Below are 23,623 nucleotides of genomic sequence, written 5' to 3' on the forward strand. Positions count from 1 at the left end.
ATTCGGGCCAAGCTGTTACTGCAAACCACGCAGGAATCGATTGCCAATATCGGGCGGGTGGTGGGCTATGACGACCAACTTTATTTTTCCCGCGTGTTTCGCAAGCGCGTTGGCGTCAGCCCGAGCGATTTCCGGCGTCGCAGCAGTGAAATAAATTATCCCGCAGCGGCAAAAACGGAATCGGCCAATTGGCACGGTCAGGGGGCGCAAGCGCTCGGGGTGTAAAATATCGCTGTCACAGGCTAAACGAGAGGCAACGTTGCTTACCTTGCCTCTCGGAGGAAAGGCAGTAATATTTTAAAAAGTTATTCAGCGATATGCTTATCAAGCATACCCACCGGTAAATTTCCAGCATCAGTCCGCCATCAAAGCGCATACAGCGCCACTTGCGTTGATGCTATACTCATGCTAATGCCTTGATGACAAGGACAATACTACCGAGGGGACATTCCATGAGTGATACCATTCGCGTCGGGCTGGTAGGGTATGGCTATGCCAGCAAGACGTTTCATGCGCCGTTGATAACCGCCGTGCCGGGTATGGAACTGGTCGCCGTATCAAGCAGTGATGCGCAAAAAGTGCATGCGGATTGGGCCAAGGTTACCGTTGTTGACGATCCGCAGGCGCTGTTCAACCGTTCCGATATTGACCTTGTTGTTATTCCCACCCCGAATGAAACCCATTTCCCTTTGGCCAAACAGGCGCTGTTGGCGGGCAAACACGTGGTAGTGGATAAGCCCTTTACCGTGACATTGTCACAAGCGAAAGAACTGGCGCAGGTGGCGGCTCACAGCGGTAAGCTACTGTCCGTGTTCCACAACCGTCGCTGGGACAGCGATTTTCTCACGCTAAAACAGCTCGTAGATAACGGTGTGTTGGGAGAGGTGGTGTATCTCGAATCCCATTTTGATCGTTTCCGCCCGGAAGTGCGCCAGCGCTGGCGTGAAGATGGCAGTGTAGGCAGCGGAATCTGGTATGACTTAGGACCACATCTGTTGGATCAAGCACTGCAACTGTTTGGACTGCCGGTAGCGGTTAATGTGGATTTAGCGCAACTGCGCCCTGGTGGTAAGGCTACAGATTATTTCCATGCCACCTTGATATATCCCCAGCGTCGTGTGGTACTGCACGCCAGTATGCTGGTGGCCGCCGAGTCTGCCCGGTTTACGCTGCACGGCACCAAAGGCAGCTTCATCAAATATGGCCTTGATCCACAAGAAGATCGTTTGAAATCCGGTGTACGTTTGCCGCAAACGGATTGGGGGCAGGATGTGCGTCATGGCGTGCTCACGCTGCATCAGGATGGGGTTATGGCCGAGCAGACGGTAACCACGTTGCCGGGTAATTACCCCGCCTATTACGCTGCGGTGCGTGACGCGTTGCAAGGCAAAGGCGAAAACCCGGTGCCTGCCGAGCAGGCGATACAGGTGATGGAGTTGATTGAGCTTGGCCTGCTCTCGCATCAGGAACGGCGTGCGGTGATGGTCAAAAACCAGTGATACCGACACCGGATAGCACAATGCCTTATCATTTCATCTCCTTATGATGCAAGGTTAGTCTTGATCTTGTTGGTGTTTCGTTGATAAAGGCGATCGTAAGATTGCCTGTATTTTTTTTCAAAAACAGCAGGTTCCTGTAATGGCTTCATTCTCTCCCTTGTCATGGTTACAACGCCTTCGTATTGATAAATTTTTACTGGTATTGATTGTAGTGGTGCTCACGGCATCGGTTTTTCCGTGCGAAGGTAACGTGAAAACGTTCTTCGAATATTTGACCACGGCAGCCATCGCACTGCTGTTTTTTATGCACGGCGCAAAGCTTTCGCGTGAAGCCATTACGGCAGGCATGGGGCATTGGCGTTTACATCTGGTGGTGTTCGCCAGCACCTTTTTACTCTTCCCGCTACTGGGCATGGGGATGAACGCACTGGTGCCCACGGTATTGACACCCACGCTCTATCTCGGGTTTCTCTACCTGTGTGCACTGCCTGCCACTGTACAATCGGCGATTGCCTACACCTCAATGGCGGGGGGCAACGTGGCGGCTGCTATTTGCAGCGCGTCTGCGTCCAGTATTCTTGGCGTGTTTTTATCTCCGATTCTTGTCGGTCTGTTGATGCACACCCAAGGTGGGGAGACGGATACGCTGCACGCGATTGGCTCGATTATCCTGCAATTGATGGTACCGTTTGTGTTAGGGCATCTTTCTCGTCCACTGATTGCTCGCTGGGTCGAGCGTCACCGCAAATTGATTAATATCACTGACCGATCATCGATTCTCTTGGTAGTCTATGTGGCCTTCAGCGAAGCCGTAGTGCAGGGGATTTGGACACAAATTAACGGCTGGTCACTGCTTGCCGTGGTGGTCTGTTCGATTGTGCTATTGGCAATTGTGCTGGTGGTGAATACCTTGGCGGCGCGTAAATTGGGCTTCAATACCGCAGATGAGATAACCATCGTATTCTGTGGTTCCAAGAAGAGTCTGGCGAACGGTATTCCTATGGCTAATGTGCTGTTTCCTGCGGCCGCCGTTGGCGCAATGGTACTGCCGTTGATGATTTTTCATCAGATTCAATTGATGGTGTGCGCCGCATTGGCACAGCGCTATGCCAATAAAAAGGCCAACACGCAACCGGTGAAACCGGCCTAATGCTTCAGGCTATTTAGTATTATTCTCAGGCCGGGTAATCGTCCGGCCTTAACGCCCTTTCTTAGCGAAAATCGTTTTTTGCATTTTATCATCGTAAAAATCACCAATACTTCTCAAACGTGAGTTATCTCGGACATTCTCTTGGTTATGAGGGCGAGGTATGCGAATTTATAGTCTCGACTTGATGAAGATTATTGCGATTTTTCTGGTTATTCTTTCACATATTTCGCTCTATTTTATGAATCGAGATCCTCAGGATTTCGGCGTATTGTTTATTCGTCAGACCGGACAATGTGGGGTGGTGATGTTTTATATGGCGAGTGGCTATTTTTTGCTGAATAATCGCCACGAGGATCAATATTGTTATGTTATGACTAAATCAAAAGCCATCGCGATCGCGCTGGTTTTCTGGCTACTTTTTTACTATCTGTATGACAATGTTGTGCTGACGCGTGTGCTGGGTGCAACGCATCACGATTTCTGGGTGTACCTTAACACCGATCGCACCGCGAGTGAGGCCAGCCATCTGTGGTTTTTATTCTCGATTATTGGTCTCTATTTTATCGTGCCATTGCTGCGTCCGGTATTTATTGATGCTAATCGCCAGATGCTGATTTATGTTATCGCTGCGCTGCTTCTATTAGCCAACCTGACGCTGGTAGAGAAAATAATGAATAGCCTGTTCGGTATCCCGCCGTTTATTCATCCGGCCTTGTTAATGTCCAGCCAGGTATTTGGTCTGGTCAGTTTTTTGATGGGTGGCTATTTTGGATTGGTATATCAACCTACCTTATTATCGGCACGCCACTATTTACCAGGAATCGCACTGGCATTACTCAGCTTCTGCGCGTTGACCTTACTAACCCAGCATTGGGGAATCGTTTTTTTCTACGGAAAGTTCTATAACCTGCCACTGCAAATTTCAGCCGTTTGCGCATTTTATTTAATGCTACATACCCGTTTTGCTTGGTTGGAAGGCGTGATCGGTCAGGTTGGCAGTAAAACGTTGGGGATTTATCTGGTACACAATATATTTGTCATCGAGATTAACAACACCGCGCTTTATGACCGACTGTACCCGATGTTCAGCTTTTTGTCCGTGTATGGTTTTATTGTGCTCTATGGTGCCTTGACCTTTGCGCTGTCATACCTGATTTGCTGCCTGTTAAGCCGGGTACGCTGGATAAACCGTGTGATAAGCCTGTAGGGGCGAGGGATCGCCCCAGGGCACCAGAGCTTATGCGCGTTCGCGCTTACGTTGTACCTTTTCACGAATACGCTGTTTATCCTGCTCGGAAAGAAACGCGACAGCCAACCCATTGCGCTGCGCCTGACGCATTTCATCACCAGTCAGACCGGCCTGCGGGGCGGCAGTGAGATACTCGTGCGCTATCTCGATCCCTTGTACTGCTGGGTCATCGGTGTTGATGGTCGCGGGGATACCGTGGCGCAGAAAGTGGGGCAGTGGATGTTCGGCTAACGACATGACAGTGCTGGTTTGAATATTTGACGTCAGGCAGGATTCGATGGCGATCTGCTGCTGTGCCATGTGCGTCATTAGTGTTTTATCCACTATCGCTGCCACGCCGTGACCAATGCGTTCAGCTCCCAATTGACGAATGGCCTGCCAGATGCTCTCGGCATCCGCCGCTTCACCGGCATGAACCGTAATATGCCAACCGTTATCGCGCGCCTGACGAAAGTGTGAGGTAAACAAACCGCCCGGGAAGCCTAGCTCATCCCCAGCCAGATCGAGTGCTACGATCTTGTCGCGGCAGGCTTGCAGGGCATTCAACTCTTGCTGGCACGCCTCAGATCCAAAAGTGCGACTCATGATACCAATCAGTTGGATATCAGTATCGTAATCGCGACAGCCTGCCTGTATGCCATCGATAACCGCCTCGACTACGCCTTGCAGCGGAAGCGCATGGCGCTGCGCCATGTAATAAGGGGAGAATCGCAGCTCGGTGTAGTCAAGACCGGCCCGTACCGCATCCTCTACGTTTTCATAAGCTACGCGGCGACAGGCATCGAGAGAACCGAGCACGGCAACGCCCCAGTCGAGTTTTTGCAGAAAACCAAGCAGGTTAGCGGCTTTGTCGATGACCTGCACGTGTGGGATCAGTGTTTCAAGCGTCTGTGCAGGCAGGGTGACGTTAAACTGACGTGCTAAATCGAGGATCGTTTGCGCGCGAATATTGCCATCAAGGTGGCGGTGAATGTCTGTCAACGGAATTGAAGGATCGATCATCATGGCTTCTTTCGCTCCGCGCACTAAGATGCGCGGAGCCATAAAATTATTAAGGTACTGTTTAGTATAAACAATAAGGCATGAAATACCATTGCCGATTACACCGAGGGGCGATTTCTGCCTGTGTTACGCACCAGGCGAGGGATAACGCGTACATAGCAGGATTCCGCGATCATTTCGATCACGGTTTGTGCAACCAGGATCGCCGGGAGCACTGGCATGGCCCCTGGGATCGATAACGCCAGTGGCAGGATCACTAATGAATTACGCGTAGCGCAGCTAAATGCCACCGCACGACTGCTGGTGGTGTTCAAGCCAAACAGGCGCGCCGTCAACGCGCCAATACAAGGTGCGGCAACGGCAAACAGCAGGTAAAACGGTAGTGCTTGACGCACCGAGTCAAGCGCCAGTTCCAACTGTGGCACGACAGAGGCAATCACTAAAAAGATCACCAGGGCTGTCGCGGGCACCGGTAGCCAACTGGCAGCGTTGACGATCCGTTGGGCGATAAAAAAGCGTGGTTGAATTTTTTGTAATAAGCCTGCGCCGATAAGCGGCATCAGGATCAGCCAGGTAAACGCGTGAGCAAACGGGGTCGGCGAGATTAACGCTGCGGCCGCATCATCCAGGAATAGCGCCAGATAAAGTGGTAGCAACAGCAATTGCATCGCCAGTAGCAGCGGGGTGCAGGCCAGCAAACGGGCGGCGTCACCGCGCCCGAGGTGGCAGAAGGTCACAACGTAATCGATACAGGGCGCCAACAGCACCAGCAAAATGCCAAATTGCACCAGGGGAAGCTCCGGCAGCAACGGGCGGATAAGCAACAGTAATAACGGGACGCCGATGAAATTGGCAGCTAACAGCGCGCTGATAAAACGCACATTGCGTAACCCTTCGAGCAACGTTACCAGCGGCACCTGCATAAAGGTCACGAACAGCATAATGGCTAACGCCGGGTTGATGAACCTGACCCAACTGCCTGTTTCAGAAAAAACCTGTGCTGCCAGCCAGGCCAGTGCCATTGCAGCAAAATAAAGTACACTCTGGCGCGACTCGAGGGTGTTTTTATCCAACGGTATGACCATTCACTCAGTGGATTCAGAGGATGACCGCCTGCCAGCGTGCGCAGGCGGTACAGGCATTACTGCGCTTGTGGGGGGACGACTACCGGTGAGCCTTGCGTTTCCGGCTCGGCATCATCGCCTTCGTCACCTTCATCGGTAGGGATATCGATAAAAGGGGCAATAAACTCTGCCAGTGAGATTTTACGTCCGTTGAACTCAACCTGATTGTCCGCATAGTGCAGTGAACTGGTGATGGCGTCATCTTTGGTGACGGTGATTTGGTTCATTTCACCGACGCCAGCCAGCATTTTCACTTGCTCTTGTGCACTCGCAATCAGTTGCTGATGCTCTTGCTCTGATTGTGCCTGTCCACCGGCCTGCACAATCCCTTCAGCCAGCATTGCCATGGGGGCATTCAACGTCACATCCAGTTGTTTGACCGCACGACGGAACACTCCTTCTTCATCGCTCTGTGCCGGCGGCGTTAACTCTGTGGACTGTGCCGGATTGCTTAAATTGAGTGAGGCGTTGAGCGTGCTTTCACCGTTGGCATTTTTCCAGCTCAAGGGGGCGATGGTAACGTTCGGGTTACCTTTCAGCAGGCTGGGTAGGGCATTGCGTAACGATTGTCCAAGCTCATACTGAAAACGCAGTGGATCCATGGCCGTCGGCGACTCCAGGAATGATGCACTCAAGGTCTTATAGGTTTTGGCGAACTGTTGTGTCGCTTCACCATCGAGTTGGTTAAAGTTGAAATTGAACGTCATGCTACCCAGATCGCGATCTTTGAGCAGCAGTGCGTCTAATGACAACGTTATCGCGCCAGCGAGGTTTTTGTCGTCTTCGCTCATGCTGCTTTTGAGCACGAAGTTATTCAGAGTGACAGGGTCACTTGTTGGCGGTGTCACTTTCATCGATTTCAAGGTAACACTACCGTCGCCGAGGTCCAGATTAAACTTGCCGCGATGGTTGCTCGCTTCTAGCCCAAGACCTTCAAGAACGATCGTTTCTTTGCCGCCCTCATAGTTGGTCGTTTCTGATAAAAAGTGAGAAACCGTACCTGAGATTCGGCTGCTGCGCAGATCGTGAGCAAGGTCTAGCGCAATATCGGTGCCGCTGAAGTTAAATTTGGTGCCTTCACTGTCAACATCGAGTGGGCGCAGAGAGATAATTGAAGCAGTATCGCCGTTGAATGCCACGCGCGTTTCTGCGCTGAAGAACGGCTGGTTTTGAAGTACATCAAACAGTTCTTTGGTCGCTTCGGTATTAGCCAGTTCGCTGTGAATATGCGCCATGCTGGGACGTAAATTCATTTTTTTTAGCAGTGTGAGCGGTAGTGGGCCGTGTGAAACAGTTTCGTTGAGCACTATTTCGTTTTTAGGCGCTAACGGACTCGTTTCTGACGCAGAGCCGTCGGGCTGCAACACCAGTGAAAACGTACTGCTAAACACCCCTCCCTGATAATCACGATACACCAGCTTGAAACCTGAATTCGGATAGGTTTCTTGCAACTGCTTGTTAAATTCAGCGGTAACCGTATCAATGTTTTGTGCCAATTGCTTGCCCGTATACCATGACGCACCTGTCCACACGGCACCCAGCGCGACGATAACTCCGGCGGCAACCAGAGACTTCTTCATAGCGTGATTCCTTTTCTAAGTAAGCATCCCTTTGAGGGAAGAATGTTTCTAACCATTATACACGCGCGCCAGTCGTCCACTTCCCTCTACGCTAATGGGAGACTCGGACGCGCGCAAAAAACAGGATTCGCCGGGGCGAAGCGTAAGTTGCTGGCCATTTTTCATCAATGTGGCTTTTCCGTCGATACAAAAGACCACTGCCGCGCTCTGTTGGCTCAGCATTTGTGGCTGCGCCTTCAGGTGATGCAGGGAAAAGGCAAAATCAGCGACAGGTACGGGAAAATAACAGGTTTCACCGTCTTCAATCGGTTGAGTTAACAACTGGTCTGCCGGTTTGGCGGTAAATTTGACGTTCGACAGCAGCTCAGGAATATCGATGTATTTAGGAGTCAGCCCAGCCCGCAGCACGTTATCCGAGTTTGCCATGACCTCCAGCGCCACGCCGTGCAGGTAAGCATGCGGCGTTTCGGCGTAAAGAAACATCGCTTGTCCCGGTTGCAGCGTGATGACATTGAGCAACAGTGGGGAAAACAGTCCGCTGTCATTAGGGTACTCCTGAATGATGTTGCGCAGCGTTGCCCAGGGTTCACCCTGCTGTGAGGTGAGCGCGGCTTTTAACACCGCCAGGGCGCGATCTTTGATCTCTGCGCGCATACTCAATAAATTGGCAAACAGCATCGACAGGTTTTTGTCATCGGGCTGCTGTAAATACGCAGTGATGGACGGATGTGCGCTGGCCACGGGCTGCAATAGCGCCACGATATCGTCGTGCTCACGAAAACCGTTCATCGCCTGAAAAGGCGTTAAGGCAAACACCAACTCTGGCTTGTGGTTGGCATCTTTGTAATTGCGATGGGGCGCATCGAGCGGGATCGCGAGCGCGTTTTCCCTGGCAAATCCTTGCTCGGCGGCGGATTTGCTGGGGTGAACCTGAATCGAGAGCGGCTGCGCTGCACAAAGGACTTTAAACAGAAAAGGCAGTTCACCAAACTGTGCTGCAATCTCAGCTCCCAAGATCGCCGCTGGCGCATCGTTGATAACGTCACGTAAACGCTGCTCCTGACCCTGTTCGTTCACCACCCATGAACTGCTTTTGGGATGTGCACCCATCCAAAGCTCTGCCATCGGTAGATTGTCTTTATTCTCAATACCGTAGAGATCCGTCAATGCTGTTGTGCTTCCCCAGGCGTAGTGCTGGATGCTATTGCGCATTTTTTGCATGTTCACACTCGATTGTTATGTAATTTGTTAAACTATGTGACTATAGAGGTTAATAAAAGCATTAAATATGAATACACTGCCTTTGCTTGCAGACGATGGCGCTTGATGTGCATGTTAATAGTTTCTCAATCGCGATGCCAGACAAGGCCATGATCCCCGTCCTTTTTAGGAATGTTAGGAGAAAAAACCAATGACGACACGTATCGAAAAAGATTCCATGGGCCCGATTGAGGTTCCCGCTACTAAGCTATGGGGGGCTCAAACGCAGCGCTCTTTGGAGCATTTTCGTATCTCTGAGGAGAAGATGCCGCAAGCGCTGATTTTCGCCTTGGCGTTGACCAAACGCGCGGCCGCACAGGTGAATAATACACTCGGCCTGCTGCCGGATGACAAGAATGCGGCGATCATTGAGGCCGCCGATGAGGTGCTGGCCGAAAAACACCCCGGTGAGTTTCCACTGGCGATTTGGCAGACTGGCTCCGGCACGCAAAGTAACATGAACATGAACGAAGTGTTGGCCAACCGCGCCAGCGAAATACTGGGGGGAGAACGCGGTAATGCGCGTTTGGTACATCCCAACGATGATGTTAACAAAAGCCAGAGTTCGAACGATGTCTTTCCCACGGCGATGCATGTCGCTGCCGTCATCGCTCTCAACACCCATCTGTTGCCGGAGCTTGATGCGCTTTTGGCGACGTTACAGGCGAAAGCCGAGGCGTTTAGCGACATCGTTAAAATTGGGCGTACCCATTTGCAGGATGCGACGCCGCTGACTCTGGGGCAGGAGATTTCCGGTTGGGTGGCCATGTTGCAACATAACCGTAAGCACATCGAAAACAGCATCCCCCATTTGAGCGAGCTGGCGCTCGGCGGCACAGCGGTCGGAACGGGCCTTAATACCCACCCTGAATATGCGGTTCGCGTCGCCAGCGCGCTGGCCGAATTGACCGGACAACCGTTTATTACTGCACCCAATAAATTTGAAGCACTGGCAACCTGCGATGCGCTGGTGCATGGACACGGCGCGTTGAAAGGGCTGGCTGCGTCACTGATGAAAATCGCCAACGATGTGCGCTGGCTGGCATCGGGTCCGCGCTGCGGCATCGGCGAATTAAGCATCCCGGAAAACGAACCGGGCAGTTCTATCATGCCGGGGAAAGTGAATCCGACCCAGTGTGAAGCGCTGACGATGCTGTGTTGCCAGGTGATGGGCAACGATGTGGCCGTGAATATGGGGGGCGCGTCGGGGAACTTCGAGCTTAATGTCTATCGCCCCATGGTTATCCATAATTTCCTGCAATCGGTTCGTTTGCTGGCAGATGGTATGAAGAGCTTTGATGAGCATTGTGCCATTGGTATTGAACCTAACCGCGATCGCATCGAACAGTTGCTGAATGATTCTCTGATGTTGGTGACCGCGTTAAACACCCACATCGGTTACGATAAGGCTGCAGAGATTGCCAAGAAGGCGCATAAAGAGGGATTAACGCTCAAAGCGTCCGCATTGAAACTCGGTTATTTAACCGAGTCGCAGTTTGATGAGTGGGTGCGCCCGCAGGATATGGTAGGTAGCCTGCATATTGGATAACCGTTACGCGCTTTCATCCAGATAGAGGTGAAGGCGCGGAATTAACAACCGCAGCGCTTTAGCCTTTGGCCTGAATTTGGGTTGAGTGCTGTCGGCTAGATAGTTTCTCAACTCACCTATCACGGGGATGCGTGACGGATCGCGGCACAGCACCAATAAGGGCGACGGGCAGGGGTGTTGTACCTGTTTTTGTGCGTCCTGATACCACACACGGGCGATCGGCTGCACTTTCACCGGTCGCTTTATCTTCAACACGGCATCCTGCGGCAATTTTTTGATATCAATAAGTTCCTGTGTTACCCGAGCGTGCCATGTGGCCTTTTCTGTCGGTGAAATTCCGCGGGTTGCCTGAAGGCTTTTCTCCAGTTTTTCTAATACCACCTCGCGCGTTAGCGTATTCACCACGTGCTTATTGGCCCAGCCAAAGCGCACCGTGTCAGGTTCGGTTAACAGGGTGAGCGAGCGATAGGCACTCAGCGTGATCAATCCGGGCAGATGCGCGTGCACGAATTCAAACCGTTGCTCAGCAGCCAAACCGGATTCGCGAGTAATCAACTGCTCCAGCATTGCTTTCAAGGTATTAATCGCCTCAACAGATTGTCGAATATGTTCGCATTCGGCCTCTGTCACCTGAAAACACAGCGCACCGGGTAAGCGAATAGCGGCTTTGCTACTCACGGTCTCGGCGTAATGATGAATAAACAAACGCTGAAAATGCGCCAACCCCGCCGCACAGGCTTCTTCTCCTTGCAACGCTGTAACAGGGATCTGGGTGATGGGATCGTGCTCTTTCCCTTTTTCCACGGTGGGAAGGGTGAATACGCGCGCGTTAAGCAGCGTAAGCGAAGCTAAACGCTGACGAAATTCCACAAGCTGCTGTTCCAGTGAAGAAAAAGTGCCGTGAAGGGCGGCAATCAGTTGATAGTGATCCATAACATCTCAGTGGTATATGCTATTTTAGTTACAACATACTTATAATGTAATAGCATTATTCCCGGTCGGCAAGTGCACGTTGGATTAGTCTTACAGAGAGGAAAAAGGCTTGGACGACACATTCAAGATAAACCGAACATGCCGTCCGATTATGCTACAGGTTACGCCGCAAATACAGGCTGACATAGAGCGCAATCAGCAGCAGCAGTCCGATAAACAACGCCACGCCTTGCCAGCCATAATGTGACCAGAACACGCCGCCGAGCGTACCCGCCAGGCTGGAGCCAACGTAGTAGCAAAACAGATACATTGATGAAGCCTGACCGCGCGCACGGCGTGCCCGTACGCCAATCCAACCGCTGGCAACGGCGTGTGCCGCAAAGAAACCGGCGGTAAACAGCATCATGCCGATAAAAATAAGCCACAATGCGCCAAAAGCTGTCAGTAATAACCCCGTAAGCATCAGTCCGACGGCGCCGGCCATCACCGCACCGCGTCCGTAGCGTGCCGTCATTGCGCCTGCACGCGGTGAACTGATACTGCCAGTGAGATACACCACCGAGAGCAAGCCAACAATGGCTTGGTTCAACGTGTAGGGTGGAGCAAGCAGCCGGTAGCCAATGTAGTTAAACAGGGTAACAAAGGCACCCATCAGTAAAAATCCCTGAAGGAACAGCCAGGGTAATCCGGCATCATGCCAATGAATCCTGGTGTTAATCAGCAATGATTTGGGCCGCAGCGAACCGGGCCGAAAATGGCGTGAGTCAGGCAAAATACGCCAAAACATCAACGCCGCAACCAGTGCGAGAACGCCCATAACACCGATGGCCACGCGCCAGGGAAAATAATCAGTCAGCACCCCAGTGACTAAGCGACCACTCATGCCACCGATAGAGTTCCCGCTAATGTATAACCCCATGGAGAAGGCCAGAAAGCTGGGATGAATTTCTTCGCTTAGGTAACTCATGGCTACCGCCGCGACACCGCTTAGCGATAGCCCAATCAATGCGCGCATCAACAGCACGCCGTGCCAACTGGTCATAAAGGCGCAAACAAGCGTGCAAAATGCGGCCAGCAGCAGCGAAATAACCATAACATTCTTGCGGCCCAGCGTGTCGGAAAGCGGGCCGGTAAACAATAGCCCCACCGCAAGCATCACCGTGGCAATCGATAGTGACAGGCTACTGGTGGCAGGAGAAATGCCAAAATCTTGCGATAGCACCGGTAAAATCGGTTGTACGCAATACAGCAAGGCAAAGGTCGCAAGCCCTGCGGAAAACAGTGCCAGCGTAACGCGAATAAATGCAGGCGTACCACGGGTGATATACGGTGATTTGGATGCGATGGGGATTTTACGGTTCAGAGGTTCTTTGCGTCGTTCGTCATCTGGCACAGTGACCGAATCAGATACTGAAGAAAGTGACGTACTCAAAACTATTCCTTGGCAACAGGGGGAAAGTAGCAAATTTATGCGGCATTCTGCGTGCGATGCAGTGCATCACGCGTAAGGGATCATAGAAGGGTAAAAATGTTTTGTATAATATATTAATAATACCAATTAATATGTTTAAAATATAATTCGTGAGACTCTACCGTTAGCCTTAGGAGGCTTGCCATCAACATCGAACTGCGTCATCTCCGCTATTTTCTCGCTGTTGCTGAAGAGTTGCATTTTGGCCGGGCAGCAGAGAAGCTCAACATTTCACAGCCGCCGCTGAGTCAGCAGATTCAGGCATTAGAGGCACAAATCGGCGCAACGCTGTTTGAGCGCAACAACCGCAATGTCAGGCTGACCCCGGCAGGCGAAGCGTTTCGTAAAGCGAGTTGGGGAATCTTGCACCAGGTGGAGCAGGCGTCTGCGCACGCTGCCAGGCTCCAACGTGGCGAAATCGGCGAGCTGCGGATTGGTTTTACCTCATCAGCGCCTTTTATTCGTGCGGTTTCGCGCAGTTTGCTGCACTTTCGGCAACGTTATCCAGATGTTCATTTGCAAATGTTGGAACTGAACACCAAACAGCAGATAGATCCGTTGCTCAGCGGAAAGCTGGATATCGGTGTGATGCGCAATAATCCGCTGCCCGCGGATTTACAGCATCAATTACTGTTGCATGAAGCGTTGGTGGCGGTGGTGCATGAAACGCACCCGCTGGCAGGCCACCCCCATATCAGCGTGCGCCAATTGGCTAACGAACCCTTTGTGTTTTTTGCCCGGGAAGTGGGAACAGCGCTTTATGACGAAATCCTTCGTTTGCTGAAAAATTATGCCATTGACCCCTACATTACACAGGAAGTCGGGGAAGCGATGACCATTGTGGGATTAGTCTCGGCGGGGCTGGGCGTTTCAATTCTGCCAGCATCCTTTTTACGTATCTCCGTGGATGGCGTTAAATATGTACCGCTCAGCGAACCAGATGCCACCACGGAAGTGTGGCTGGTCACATCGCGTCGCGCGGCACTTAATCCTGCGGCAAACACGTTGATTTCATTTATGTTGGAACAGGATGCAAGTAAATATGTGCACCCAATCACAAAATGAATCAAAGAGTTGACGCAATTCACTAAAAGCCCCACCATACCCGCAGTTTTTTTATTTTGCAGCGTGAAAAATACGCATTGATGCTAAGAACTTTCGCTGCAAATCACCTTATGCATCAGCGAACGCTCAGCGTGGCAATTTGTAGACAGTAGGAGCCGTTTTGTGATTGCGGATGGTCAACCCGGACATATCGATCAGATTAAACAAATGAACGCCGGTGCGGTATATCGGCTCATTGACCTGCACGGCCCCGTATCCCGCATTGAATTATCAAAACTGGCCCAATTGGCCCCAGCCAGTATCACTAAGATTGTGCGCGAACTGATGGAAGCGCATCTGGTGAAAGAGACCGAGTATCAGGATGTCGGCAGCCGTGGACGTCCTGCCATTGGATTATTGCTGGATACCGATGCCTGGCATTACCTTTCCGTCAGAATTGGCCGTGAAGAAATGACGTTGTCGCTGCGCGATCTCAGTAACTCGCTGGTCGTTGAGGATTGCGTCAACCTGCCAAGCGACCACCCTCAGCCATTGCTGGAACGTATTCTCCACGAAGTCGACCAGTTTTTTATTCGTTACCAGCACAAACTGGAGCGGCTAACGGCAATTGCCATTACGTCACCAGGTATGGTAGACGCGGTTGCTGGTGTTATTCACCGTATGCCATTTTATGCGGTTGAGGAGATGGCGTTAGGCCCGGCGTTAGAAAGTCGCACCGGATTGCCAGTCTTCCTTCAGCACGATATTTATGCCTGGACCATGGCCGAAGCGATGTACGGTGCCGCGCGGGGTTCGCATAACGTTATTCAGATTGTTATCGATCACAATGTCGGTGCGGGGGTTATCACCGGCGGTCACTTACTCCATGCGGGCAGCCGTAACCTGGTGGAAATCGGCCACACACAAGTCGATCCCTACGGTAAGCGCTGCTACTGCGGTAATAATGGCTGTCTGGAAACCGTCGCCAGCATAGAAAGCATGCTTGAATTGGCACAACAGCGCCTGAATGGTTCGATGAGTTCCTTGCTGAACGGTTCGCCGCTCACCGTAGAAAATCTCTGCGATGCCGCGATGAGAGAGGACCAATTAGCCAAAGACATCATTAACGGGGTTGGCAACAATGTAGGCCGTATCGCGGCTATCATGGTTAACCTGTTCAACCCTGACAAAATTCTGGTCGGATCGCCCTTAAATAAGGCCGCGAGTATTCTACATCCTGCGATCCTGGATTGTGTTCGACAACAATCTTTGCCTGCCTACAGCCACAATATACAGGTGGAATCTACGGCGTTTTATAATCAGGGCACGATGCCGGGCGCGGCATTGGTCAAAGAGGCGTTGTATAACGGTTCACTGCTGGTGAAACTGCTGCAAGGCTGATGTGGTACAAAAATTTATAAAACGTTTCATGAATTACAAAACATTGCGCTAACGCAAGCCCTACCTGAAGTACATCACCTAGACTTTCACCATTGGAAGCCTTTTTGCTGTGTTTTTTATTTTCAGGTGGGACCTCCGGAGCTTACATTCATGTTAACGCGTCTTTTTGTTACTGGTACCGATACTGCCGTGGGGAAAACGGTGGTGTCGCGCGCATTATTGCAGTCGCTTGCTCAAAGCGGAAAGTCAGTTGTTGGCTACAAGCCGATTGCTAAAGGGTGCGTGGAGACCGAAGAGGGGCTACGCAATAAAGACGCGCTGCTGTTACAAGAGGCGTCAACGGTAGCATTGCCTTATGACCATATCAATCCGATCGCGCTGCGTGAAGATGAAATCAGTGCGAGCCAACATGCGATTGACTATTGTGCCATGACGCAGGGCTTACAACACCTTTGCGGTAAGGCCGATATGGTCATTGTCGAAGGCAGTGGTGGATGGCGTACGCTAATGAATGATTTACGCCCCTATTCGGAATGGGTGGTGCAAGAGCAGTTGCCGGTTGTCCTGGTGGTAGGCATTAAACTGGGTTGTATTAGCCATGCACTGCTGACCGCACAGGCAATAATCAACGATGGTTTGCCTTTACTAGGGTGGGTAGCGAACCGAATCAACCCAGGGTTGGCAAATTATGCGGATATCATTACCGCGCTGCGCAAGAAAATTCCCGCACCGCAATTAGGGGAACTTCCGTATTTGCCTCGCGCAGAGCAACGCGATCTCTCTGGCTATATTGATCTCTCTTCTATTCGCTATTAATTCACCAATCATTCCCCATTCGTACCCTACGAAAGGGGATGTTGTTTATTTATCCACTCCCGCCAATAAGATAATCTTATAATCTATTTCTGGAAGTATTTCAACAAATAGCCTGTAAATTGTTCACTACACTTTGATGATTACGCTAATTATATTAATTGCGTGGCAATGCCATTTGATAAAAGTACGAAAGCTATATGGTTTTATAAGTGATAATTCATTGTTAGAAAATATATAAGACCAGCACGATAAAGCATTACTTATTCAGTCGCAATGTTATTTCATTCACCTAATATATCACCAAGGGGGTAGTCTCTGTGCAGGCAAATATTGAGAGAGCACGTTCGTTACCCTTTGATTCTTCCCTCATGCCGAATCATTTAGCTACACCTGCATCGCCAAGTGAACTGGACATTTCACTGGTTGCAAATACGCTAAATGAACGGACATCGGTAACCAGCAGCCAGTATTCTTTATCACAATTAAGTACCCTTAGCCAATTAAGTCTGGTGCGTTCTTCCAGTGATAGCGTAAGTGAGACATCAACACCAGCATCGCCTTCTCCCGTTCCTTTACTTTTCTCACCGGCCGATTTTTGTCGTGAAGTTGCTCAAGAGAACCAAGAGAGTAAGGAGGTTACAAATGCCGAATCGTTAAAACAGCGGGGAGTTCGATATGCCAGCAATATGGGTGCTGTTCTGCTGCGAAATACCTTGTCAGTCGCGGTTGGAACGGGAATTCGGGAGTATGTGAGACGCGATGCTCTACCTGAAACATTTGCAAATCTGCCACGCAGCTCATTAGCACTTATTTCTTCCATCGTTATCGCCATGCCGCTGGTTTTACAGCTTTCTGGACTTGCCTGTGATTATTGCAATGGAGAATTAAACGGGTCAGTGTTTATGGGGCGACTAAGCAGTCTGTTATTTGTTGTCGTTACCGGCATGTGCTTGTGGTACGGTGATAATTTTGAGCATGCGGCGCTCTTACTTGTCGCAGGACTGATTTATGTTCTATTCCGCGATACTACACAATTTATATTCCCGCTACAGGATAATAACAGTAACCAACTGTCTCTGGCTGCGGTGACGGCCTCTGGTCTTCTTTATTCTGGCAATCAAACGGCGGTAGATATCGGTATGGATATCGCCTCAAACGCGTTATCAGGTTCAATGAGCAGCGTAATGGCGAATATTGTCGGTAGGTCTGCCGTCAATTTTGTTGGTGAATTTGGCGATGAATTTTGCTATCGAGGCATTAATGCATTTCGAAAAAAAAATCGGGCATTGAGTGTCAAATTGTCAATGCGCAATAAAGAGGATTTTACGCGTAAAGCTATCATTGACTGTACGTTAAATACTCTCGCGAGCCGCGCATCGATTATTGTCTCTGCCTATGCGGCGGCATCAGCCTTGCCTTTTGGTGGATATGCCGCCAGTGCGATAGTGGGAGGCACGATGGGCTGTGCTTATGCCGGATTTGCTTATGCCCATAACCAGAACAGAAAAAATCCCGAACCTGAAGCAACGGAAATGGAAAGTATAGAAACAGAGGAAAATCAGGAAACAGAACCACATAGTGTGGTGAACATGAACGAGATAACAGAGCTATGATTCACTCAGAACAACATGCCTGGCGTTTAAGCCAGGCATAAACGCAATAGATAATATCAAGGCGCTATCGCACGACCCGTGCGGCGATCCAGGCAACGGTCGCTGTTGGCTTCCCAGTAGGCATTAACGTTGCTGCTGGTATTGCATTTCTCTTGCAAATCAATGGATTTATCGAACTTGTCGAATTCTTTCTCTCTGCGGTTATTCACTTTGTTACGCAGTGAACGGGTGCTATCCCATTGCTCTTTGCTTTGACGCGCTGCTTCTTTAGAGAGTGCGCTATCGCCTGATTCCACAATGACGTGGCGGGTATCTGCAAGCGCATTGGCCTGCCATGTGCCGGCCAAAACGACCAACGACAGGGGGAACAGTGCACGTCGCAAAAATTTGAGGGTTTGATGGTTCATGTTTCATCCTGACGAACTAAAGGGTGATGACCCGCGGTGTTTCCACAAACGCGCTGATTGCGCGGGTGTCAGCATCGCAACAGAAACATTATAACATTCTTGTCTGCAATAACTCTATAACACCGCGCGCATCCTATGACACCGACGGGGGTGATAAGTTTTATGCGTCGCGGTGTACGCTCAACCCGGCATAGGATTGACTTACCGGCATCATCTCCAAGGTATTGATATTAACGTGTGCAGGCAGCGTTGCCACCCAGAACACGGCTTCAGCAACGTCCTCGGCGGTTAATGGCTGGGTGTTGTCGTAGGTTTTGGAAACCTTGTCCTCATTACCTTTGAATCTGACCGATGAGAATTCGGTGCCGCCAACCAACCCAGGCTCGATATTGGTGACGCGCACCTGTGTTCCGAACAGGTCAGCACGCAGGCCCAGGCTAAACTGACGCACAAACGCTTTGGTGGCACCATAAACGTTCCCGCCCGCATAGGGCCAGTTGCCTGCGGTAGAGCCGATATTGATCACGTGGCCCTGATTGCGCTTCACCATTTCAGGCAGCACGGCACGGGTCATGTAAACCAGCCCTTTGTTATTGGTATCGATCATCGTTTCCCAATCATCCAACTGGGTGTTATAAGCGGGCTCTAACCCAAGCGCCAACCCAGCGTTGTTGACCAGTACGTCAACATTGCGCCAATCGGCGGGCAGGGCGGCAATCGCGCTTTCAACCGATTGACGATCGCGCACGTCAAACGTCACGGTATACACTGATTCACCCAGCTCCGCCTTCAGTGCGTCCAGACGATCCTGACGTCGACCGCTGGCAATAACGCGGTGACCCGCCTGAATGAATTTACGTGTAATCGCCGTACCGAAACCCGCTGTTGCGCCAGTAACAAAAATAATCATGGTTGTCCTCACGTCTGATTCCATTAGTGCAAACTCGTCATGATACCAAAAGGGTTCATGGCGGAATGTCAGAGATGACACCAGCTTACCGGAAAAAGGCATACAGTGACTACTGTTACGCGACAGCGTTATCGGCTTCAACCGCTTGATAAAGGCGTTCCAGTATGTCCGGGAAGGCCGACTGCACCCGATTCCAACTCGGTACGAAAGGTTTATCGCCGGGGCTTTCACTGTATACGTGGCCGGATGCGGTAATCACATCAGAGAACAACTCAACCGCCAACTCTTCACCGTGACGATCGAAAGCCAGTCCATTCATTTTGGCATCATGCTCGAAAGCATCGATCATATCCAATGCCGTGCGGTAATAGGTCGCACGTAGCACGCGGAAGGCGTCAGTAGTAATGGCGACGCCCTGTATCGCCAGCTTGCGGTACAGGGCTTTGGTGATGTCCATGGCCATGCGCTGCAATCCCGCGTCGGGGTTATCCTCGGACATCGGCTGATGTTTATGATCGTAATTATCGGCGATATCCACCTGACAAATGCGACTGGTCGCTGTGCCACGGTGAATTTCCGACAACACACCAATTTCTAGCCCCCAGTCACTAGGAATACGCAAGTTGTTAAGCACGTGGGTGCGCATCGCAAATTCGCCGGACAAGGGGTAGCGGAAGCTGCGCATATAATCGAGATAGTCCGAATTGCCATAAACCTTTTGCAGCGACTTCAGGAGTGGAAAAACCAGGAGCCGACCGACACGCCCATTGAGTTTCTGATTGGCAACACGGGCGTAGTAACCTTTGCAAAAATCATAGTGAAAGTGCGGATTAGCAACCGGGTAGAGTAGGCGGGCCAACATCTCCCGACTATAAGTGACAATGTCACAATCATGCAGTGCAATGCAGGTGGTACGACGCGACGCCAACGCGTAACCGATACAGAACCAAACGTTGCGCCCTTTGCCTGGTTCTTCGGGGGACAACGCTTTTGCTGCTAATTCCGCACTTAACGCGGTAAGCCGTGGGCCATCGTTCCAAAGAATTCGATGGCGCTGCGGCAAGCGAGAGAAAAAGGCACGGGCGTATTCAAACTGTTCCCGATCAGCGCGATCTAACCCGATTACGATTTCTGTCAGATAATTGATCTGTGACAGTTCATCAATGATATGCGTTAACGCGGGGCCTTCCAGTTCGGAAAAGAGTGACGGCAGTATCAGCCCCATCGTGTTTTGACCGGAAAAAACCTGCAATTCGTACTCCAGTTCATCGGGATTTCTTTTGGTAAGATTATGAAAATTAGTAATTATCCCATCCTGATAGAATTCACTCATCGCATACCTCGCGTTTGTTATTGCGGGAAATGAAATGGTCTAAGCCTTCACTCCATCCCGTTGGCCCGGTGTACTGCGTGAAATAGGTTTCACCCCTGTAAGCATCGCCCAGTGTGATGTGCTGTTGGTTTCGACGCTTGATCACCACCGCATAATCGGTACTTTGCAACAAGACAACATCATTGGGGCCATCCCCCAGGCTTAATGTAATGGGTATCGTTCCGGTAACATGCTGATATTGTGTGCATAACCAACGGGCCGCACGCCCTTTATTGATGTTTTTGCCCATCACATGATAGAAACGTCCTCCTTGTGTCAACGCTAACCCGTGACGATCCAACTGATGGATAAAGTGTTGCAGTGCTGCGTCATCGTCGAGCCACTGTAATGGCTCGGAGGCTTGACGCTGGCGCGCACGTTTAGCATCGGCTAACGGCAAGCCGGTCAGCGTTGCAACGTCGGAATCAGTCAGTGTTGCAAATCCGCTGAAGTTAAAGAGGTGTTCCACGCGAAGCTGTTCCAGTAGAGTGCAAATCTCAACGTATCCCGTTGAAAAACGCTTAGAAGGGTAATCAGCATGCGTGAGCCAGTGCTCGGGAAACACTACGATGGCGCCGTTTTCAACAATAAAAGGACAGTGGTCCAGCCCCAATTCTCGGCGAATCAGTATGGTTTCGCTGGCAGTTTTACTGGTAGTGATGATGACGGGAATCGCGCGTTGTTTCAGGCGTCGCAGCCAGGGCGCGGCGGGTTGCCAGTCGTAGGTATCGTGATCCAGCAGTGAACCATCCAGATCGCTAAAAATGAGCATTTTATCACTGCGCTCAGGCATATTGCGTCTCCTGTCATCAATACCGGAATCAACCACACCGGCAATGTGTTGGAGCAGGGCCAACCCCACAAGCTGAGCCTACCGCGTTTCACAGCGTGACGTGAATCACATAATAAAATGTATGTACAAACGCGTGATAATGCAAAGCACATGAGTACCAAGTCCTCCCTTTTCGGCATAACCCGCATTCTGTTGTGCAGCGTTCGCTATTGATTTGCATCGTTGTCGTTAAATTAAAGTTAAATAATGAGTTGCCGATAGACTTAGTCACAGGGAGCTCGTCGCAATGGAATGTTGATTATAGGTAGGATCAACACCAGGAGAGCCATAATGGCCATACCCGCTATTAATAAAAAAACAATGAGTACCCGCGCGCAAATGTTATTGACTGGTGCGCTGACCATCGCGCTCGGTTTTACTGTGACGATTGGTGTTTTAAGTTGGCAATCGAGCCGTGAACAAAAATTTCTGGCAGAAAGCTACTTGCAGCAAATAGCGCAGAGTGAGGCGCTAAAAATTCAGCAAGAACTTAACTATGCGCGTGATGTGGCCCATAACCTTGGGCACAGCCTGATAGCGCTTCCTGCCGCTGGCGTGCGAGATCGTGCGGTTGTCGATAAGCTGATGGAGCAGGCGTTACGCGATAATCCCGACTACCTTTCTATTTCCGTGATTTTCGAACCAGACGCGTTCGACGGGCGGGATGCAGAGTTTGCTTCGCAACCGGGTCAGGCACCAAACGGCCGCTATGCCTGGTTTGTCGATCGCGATCAGGCTGGAAAATTCAACATGCATCCGCTGTTATCCTATGCGACGCCGGGACAGGGTGATTACTATCTGCTGCCGCAAAAGAGCCAAAAGGATACGCTGATTGAACCCTATTCCTATGCTTACAACGGTGTTCCAACGCTGCTCACCTCTGTGGCAGCACCCATTGTGTCGCAGGGTAAACTGTGGGGCGTCGTAACTTCAGATATTTCTCTCGCGTCATTACAACAGCGCGTTAATCAGATAAAACCCTGGGACGGTGGCGGTTATGCGATGTTGCTTTCCAGTGCTGGCAAAGTCATTTCCTATCCCGATAAAACGCAAACCAGTAAGGCCTGGCAGGGTGAAACTGACAATTACACATCCGCAGTTCTACAACATCATGATGCCATTTTAGGGGAAGATGCTTTGGTCACCTGGCAACCGGTCACCATTGGTAACAGCGCTGACAAATGGTATCTGGGGGTGGTTGCACCGGTTGATGCGGTCATGGAAGCCTCTCAGCGACAGTTACGTAATGCATTGATTTTAATGGTGCTCAGTATTCTGTTTGTCAGTGCGCTGCTCGGCATGGTGTTCAACCGCAAAGTGCTAAAACCGTTGGGTGGCGAGCCGCTCGAAGCAGCAACCATCGCCTTGTCCGTCGCGGAAGGACAACTGAGCAATACCATCGCGGTCCAGCCCAACGATCGTAAAAGCCTGTTTTATGCGCTGAATACTATGCAAACACAGCTACGGCAGGTCGTAGGGCAAATCAAAGATGCCAGCGGTGCGGTACGACAAGGCGCGGCAGAGATAGCCAGCGGAAATATCGATCTGGCCTCGCGCACCGAACAACAAGCTGCGGCGTTGGAACAAACGGCTGCCAGTATGGAGCAGATCACCGCAACGGTAAAACACAATGCCAACAATGCTTATCAGGCAACGGTGCTGACCGAAAATGCCACTAAAATTGCGCTCAAAGGGGAAGGGCTGGTGAGTCAGGTGGTGAAAACCATGGCAGAAATCGATGAAAGTGCCAGGAAAATCGGTGACATCACCACCATGATCAACAGCATCGCTTTCCAAACCAATATCTTGGCACTGAACGCCGCTGTTGAAGCGGCACGGGCGGGGGAACAGGGAAGGGGATTTGCCGTAGTGGCTTCCGAAGTTCGCAATCTGGCACAACGTAGCGCCAGTGCGGTAAAAGATATTGCCACCTTGATCGAAGAATCCAGCCAGCGCGTAGGCAGTGGGGTTCAACTGGTGAATGATGCGGGTAAAACCATGCAGGAAATGACGCAGGCGGTCAGTTCGGTACAAAGTATCATTGGTGAAATTGCCACAGCGTCCGATGAGCAGGCAAAAGGCATCAGTCAGGTCAGCATAGCCGTCAATGAAATGGATGGTGTTACCCAGCAAAACTCAGCATTGGTTCAAGAAATGTCTGCTGCGGCCAGTTCGCTTGAGGAGCAATCCCTGTTGCTGGCACAGACCATTGAGCATTTCCGTCTGGATGCTGCATCAACGCTGGCACTGCCCGGCGCCCGCTAGCGGGTGCTCAGCGCGTCACTACATGGGCGGTATCATCCGTTTATTTTCGGATGATACCGTTTACCACAACCTGGTTAACCAGGAAAAACTATGCAGGCCTGTAATGTATGCCATCACCCCAAGAATAAAGCCGGCGGCAAACTAAC

20 protein-coding genes are annotated in these 23,623 nt (G+C 50.9%); 10 read left to right on the forward strand and 10 right to left on the reverse strand.

Annotated elements, in window-relative coordinates; all coding sequences use genetic code 11:
• The 4 genes from J5224_RS16920 to J5224_RS16935 all read left to right on the forward strand — a co-directional run.
• Positions 1-225, forward strand: a 225-nt coding sequence (locus J5224_RS16920) for a helix-turn-helix domain-containing protein (protein ID WP_264626483.1), incomplete at its 5' end; no start/stop codon positions are given.
• 227 nt (positions 226-452) lie between these two features.
• Positions 453-1,499, forward strand: a complete 1,047-nt coding sequence (locus J5224_RS16925) for an oxidoreductase (RefSeq protein WP_264626484.1) — start codon at positions 453-455, stop codon at positions 1,497-1,499.
• A 157-nt stretch (positions 1,500-1,656) separates the two neighbouring features.
• Positions 1,657-2,649 (forward strand): bile acid:sodium symporter family protein, encoded by a 993-nt coding sequence (locus J5224_RS16930; RefSeq protein WP_264626509.1) that lies wholly within the window; start codon positions 1,657-1,659, stop codon positions 2,647-2,649.
• A 160-nt stretch (positions 2,650-2,809) separates the two neighbouring features.
• Complete coding sequence (locus J5224_RS16935) at positions 2,810-3,856, forward strand: acyltransferase (RefSeq protein WP_264626485.1); 1,047 nt, start codon at positions 2,810-2,812, stop codon at positions 3,854-3,856.
• A 30-nt stretch (positions 3,857-3,886) separates the two neighbouring features.
• Here J5224_RS16935 and add read toward each other — a convergent pair whose 3' ends face one another.
• From add to manA, 4 genes are all read right to left on the reverse strand, one after another.
• On the reverse strand, positions 3,887-4,900 hold the full coding sequence (gene add, locus J5224_RS16940) for an adenosine deaminase (RefSeq protein WP_264626510.1): 1,014 nt from the start codon (positions 4,898-4,900) through the stop codon (positions 3,887-3,889).
• A 98-nt stretch (positions 4,901-4,998) separates the two neighbouring features.
• Positions 4,999-5,973, reverse strand: a complete 975-nt coding sequence (locus J5224_RS16945; protein WP_319802448.1) for an arsenic resistance protein — start codon at positions 5,971-5,973, stop codon at positions 4,999-5,001.
• Positions 5,974-6,041: 68 nt separating this feature from the next.
• The gene (locus J5224_RS16950; protein ID WP_264626486.1) at positions 6,042-7,604 is read right to left on the reverse strand and encodes a YdgA family protein; all 1,563 of its coding nucleotides are present in this window, start codon (positions 7,602-7,604) and stop codon (positions 6,042-6,044) included.
• 48 nt (positions 7,605-7,652) lie between these two features.
• The gene (gene manA, locus J5224_RS16955; protein WP_264626487.1) at positions 7,653-8,825 is read right to left on the reverse strand and encodes a mannose-6-phosphate isomerase; all 1,173 of its coding nucleotides are present in this window, start codon (positions 8,823-8,825) and stop codon (positions 7,653-7,655) included.
• 190 nt (positions 8,826-9,015) lie between these two features.
• Between manA and fumC the strand changes: the two genes are divergently transcribed.
• On the forward strand, positions 9,016-10,413 hold the full coding sequence (gene fumC / locus J5224_RS16960) for a class II fumarate hydratase (protein ID WP_264626488.1): 1,398 nt from the start codon (positions 9,016-9,018) through the stop codon (positions 10,411-10,413).
• A 3-nt stretch (positions 10,414-10,416) separates the two neighbouring features.
• On the opposite strand, the gene tus is transcribed toward fumC, so the two are convergent.
• Together tus and J5224_RS16970 are read right to left on the reverse strand one after the other, a co-directional pair.
• Entirely contained in the window at positions 10,417-11,346 is a 930-nt protein-coding gene (gene tus, locus J5224_RS16965) for a DNA replication terminus site-binding protein (RefSeq protein WP_264626489.1), read from the reverse strand.
• A gap of 154 nt (positions 11,347-11,500) precedes the next feature.
• Positions 11,501-12,739: an MFS transporter gene (locus J5224_RS16970; protein WP_413544689.1), complete on the reverse strand. Its 1,239-nt coding sequence runs from the start codon at positions 12,737-12,739 to the stop codon at positions 11,501-11,503.
• 222 nt (positions 12,740-12,961) lie between these two features.
• Here J5224_RS16970 and J5224_RS16975 point away from each other — a divergent pair, with 222 nt between their 5' ends.
• The 4 genes from J5224_RS16975 (at position 12,962) to J5224_RS16990 (ending at position 17,691) form a co-directional block, all read left to right on the forward strand.
• Complete coding sequence (locus tag J5224_RS16975; protein WP_264626513.1) at positions 12,962-13,882, forward strand: LysR family transcriptional regulator; 921 nt, start codon at positions 12,962-12,964, stop codon at positions 13,880-13,882.
• A gap of 162 nt (positions 13,883-14,044) precedes the next feature.
• The gene (locus J5224_RS16980; RefSeq protein WP_264626490.1) at positions 14,045-15,262 is read left to right on the forward strand and encodes an ROK family transcriptional regulator; all 1,218 of its coding nucleotides are present in this window, start codon (positions 14,045-14,047) and stop codon (positions 15,260-15,262) included.
• A gap of 150 nt (positions 15,263-15,412) precedes the next feature.
• Complete coding sequence (bioD, locus tag J5224_RS16985; RefSeq protein WP_264626491.1) at positions 15,413-16,078, forward strand: dethiobiotin synthase; 666 nt, start codon at positions 15,413-15,415, stop codon at positions 16,076-16,078.
• A 317-nt stretch (positions 16,079-16,395) separates the two neighbouring features.
• Positions 16,396-17,691 (forward strand): hypothetical protein, encoded by a 1,296-nt coding sequence (locus tag J5224_RS16990; protein WP_264626492.1) that lies wholly within the window; start codon positions 16,396-16,398, stop codon positions 17,689-17,691.
• A 56-nt stretch (positions 17,692-17,747) separates the two neighbouring features.
• Here the strand turns inward: J5224_RS16990 and J5224_RS16995 are convergent, their stop codons facing one another.
• From J5224_RS16995 to J5224_RS17010, 4 genes are all read right to left on the reverse strand, one after another.
• A complete protein-coding gene (locus J5224_RS16995) occupies positions 17,748-18,098 on the reverse strand; it encodes a DUF1283 family protein (protein WP_264626493.1) in 351 nt (116 codons plus the stop codon).
• A gap of 160 nt (positions 18,099-18,258) precedes the next feature.
• Positions 18,259-19,008: a bifunctional NADP-dependent 3-hydroxy acid dehydrogenase/3-hydroxypropionate dehydrogenase YdfG gene (ydfG, locus tag J5224_RS17000; RefSeq protein ID WP_264626494.1), complete on the reverse strand. Its 750-nt coding sequence runs from the start codon at positions 19,006-19,008 to the stop codon at positions 18,259-18,261.
• A gap of 115 nt (positions 19,009-19,123) precedes the next feature.
• Positions 19,124-20,341: a glycosyl transferase gene (locus J5224_RS17005; protein ID WP_264626495.1), complete on the reverse strand. Its 1,218-nt coding sequence runs from the start codon at positions 20,339-20,341 to the stop codon at positions 19,124-19,126.
• The gene (locus J5224_RS17010; protein ID WP_319802449.1) at positions 20,334-21,242 is read right to left on the reverse strand and encodes a mannosyl-3-phosphoglycerate phosphatase-related protein; all 909 of its coding nucleotides are present in this window, start codon (positions 21,240-21,242) and stop codon (positions 20,334-20,336) included. Before J5224_RS17010 ends, J5224_RS17005 begins: the two co-directional genes overlap by 8 nt.
• 261 nt (positions 21,243-21,503) lie before the next feature.
• Here J5224_RS17010 and J5224_RS17015 point away from each other — a divergent pair, with 261 nt between their 5' ends.
• The gene (locus tag J5224_RS17015) at positions 21,504-23,477 is read left to right on the forward strand and encodes a methyl-accepting chemotaxis protein (protein ID WP_264626496.1); all 1,974 of its coding nucleotides are present in this window, start codon (positions 21,504-21,506) and stop codon (positions 23,475-23,477) included.
• Positions 23,478-23,623: the final 146 nt, after the last annotated feature.

This window comes from Candidatus Symbiopectobacterium sp. NZEC135, assembly GCF_025962695.1.

What these genes read in the sequence shown, in the direction of transcription:
- J5224_RS16935 (WP_264626485.1), top strand. Translation starts at nt 2,810, where the DNA reads ATGCGAATTTATAGTCTCGACTTGATGAAGATTATTGCGATTTTTCTG.
- J5224_RS17005 (WP_264626495.1), bottom strand. Translation starts at nt 20,341, where the DNA reads ATGAGTGAATTCTATCAGGATGGGATAATTACTAATTTTCATAATCTT.
- J5224_RS17015 (WP_264626496.1), top strand. Translation starts at nt 21,504, where the DNA reads ATGGCCATACCCGCTATTAATAAAAAAACAATGAGTACCCGCGCGCAA.
- J5224_RS16925 (WP_264626484.1), top strand. Translation starts at nt 453, where the DNA reads ATGAGTGATACCATTCGCGTCGGGCTGGTAGGGTATGGCTATGCCAGC.
- manA (WP_264626487.1), bottom strand. Translation starts at nt 8,825, where the DNA reads ATGCAAAAAATGCGCAATAGCATCCAGCACTACGCCTGGGGAAGCACA.
- bioD (WP_264626491.1), top strand. Translation starts at nt 15,413, where the DNA reads ATGTTAACGCGTCTTTTTGTTACTGGTACCGATACTGCCGTGGGGAAA.
- J5224_RS16950 (WP_264626486.1), bottom strand. Translation starts at nt 7,604, where the DNA reads ATGAAGAAGTCTCTGGTTGCCGCCGGAGTTATCGTCGCGCTGGGTGCC.
- ydfG (WP_264626494.1), bottom strand. Translation starts at nt 19,008, where the DNA reads ATGATTATTTTTGTTACTGGCGCAACAGCGGGTTTCGGTACGGCGATT.
- fumC (WP_264626488.1), top strand. Translation starts at nt 9,016, where the DNA reads ATGACGACACGTATCGAAAAAGATTCCATGGGCCCGATTGAGGTTCCC.
- tus (WP_264626489.1), bottom strand. Translation starts at nt 11,346, where the DNA reads ATGGATCACTATCAACTGATTGCCGCCCTTCACGGCACTTTTTCTTCA.
- J5224_RS16995 (WP_264626493.1), bottom strand. Translation starts at nt 18,098, where the DNA reads ATGAACCATCAAACCCTCAAATTTTTGCGACGTGCACTGTTCCCCCTG.
- add (WP_264626510.1), bottom strand. Translation starts at nt 4,900, where the DNA reads ATGATCGATCCTTCAATTCCGTTGACAGACATTCACCGCCACCTTGAT.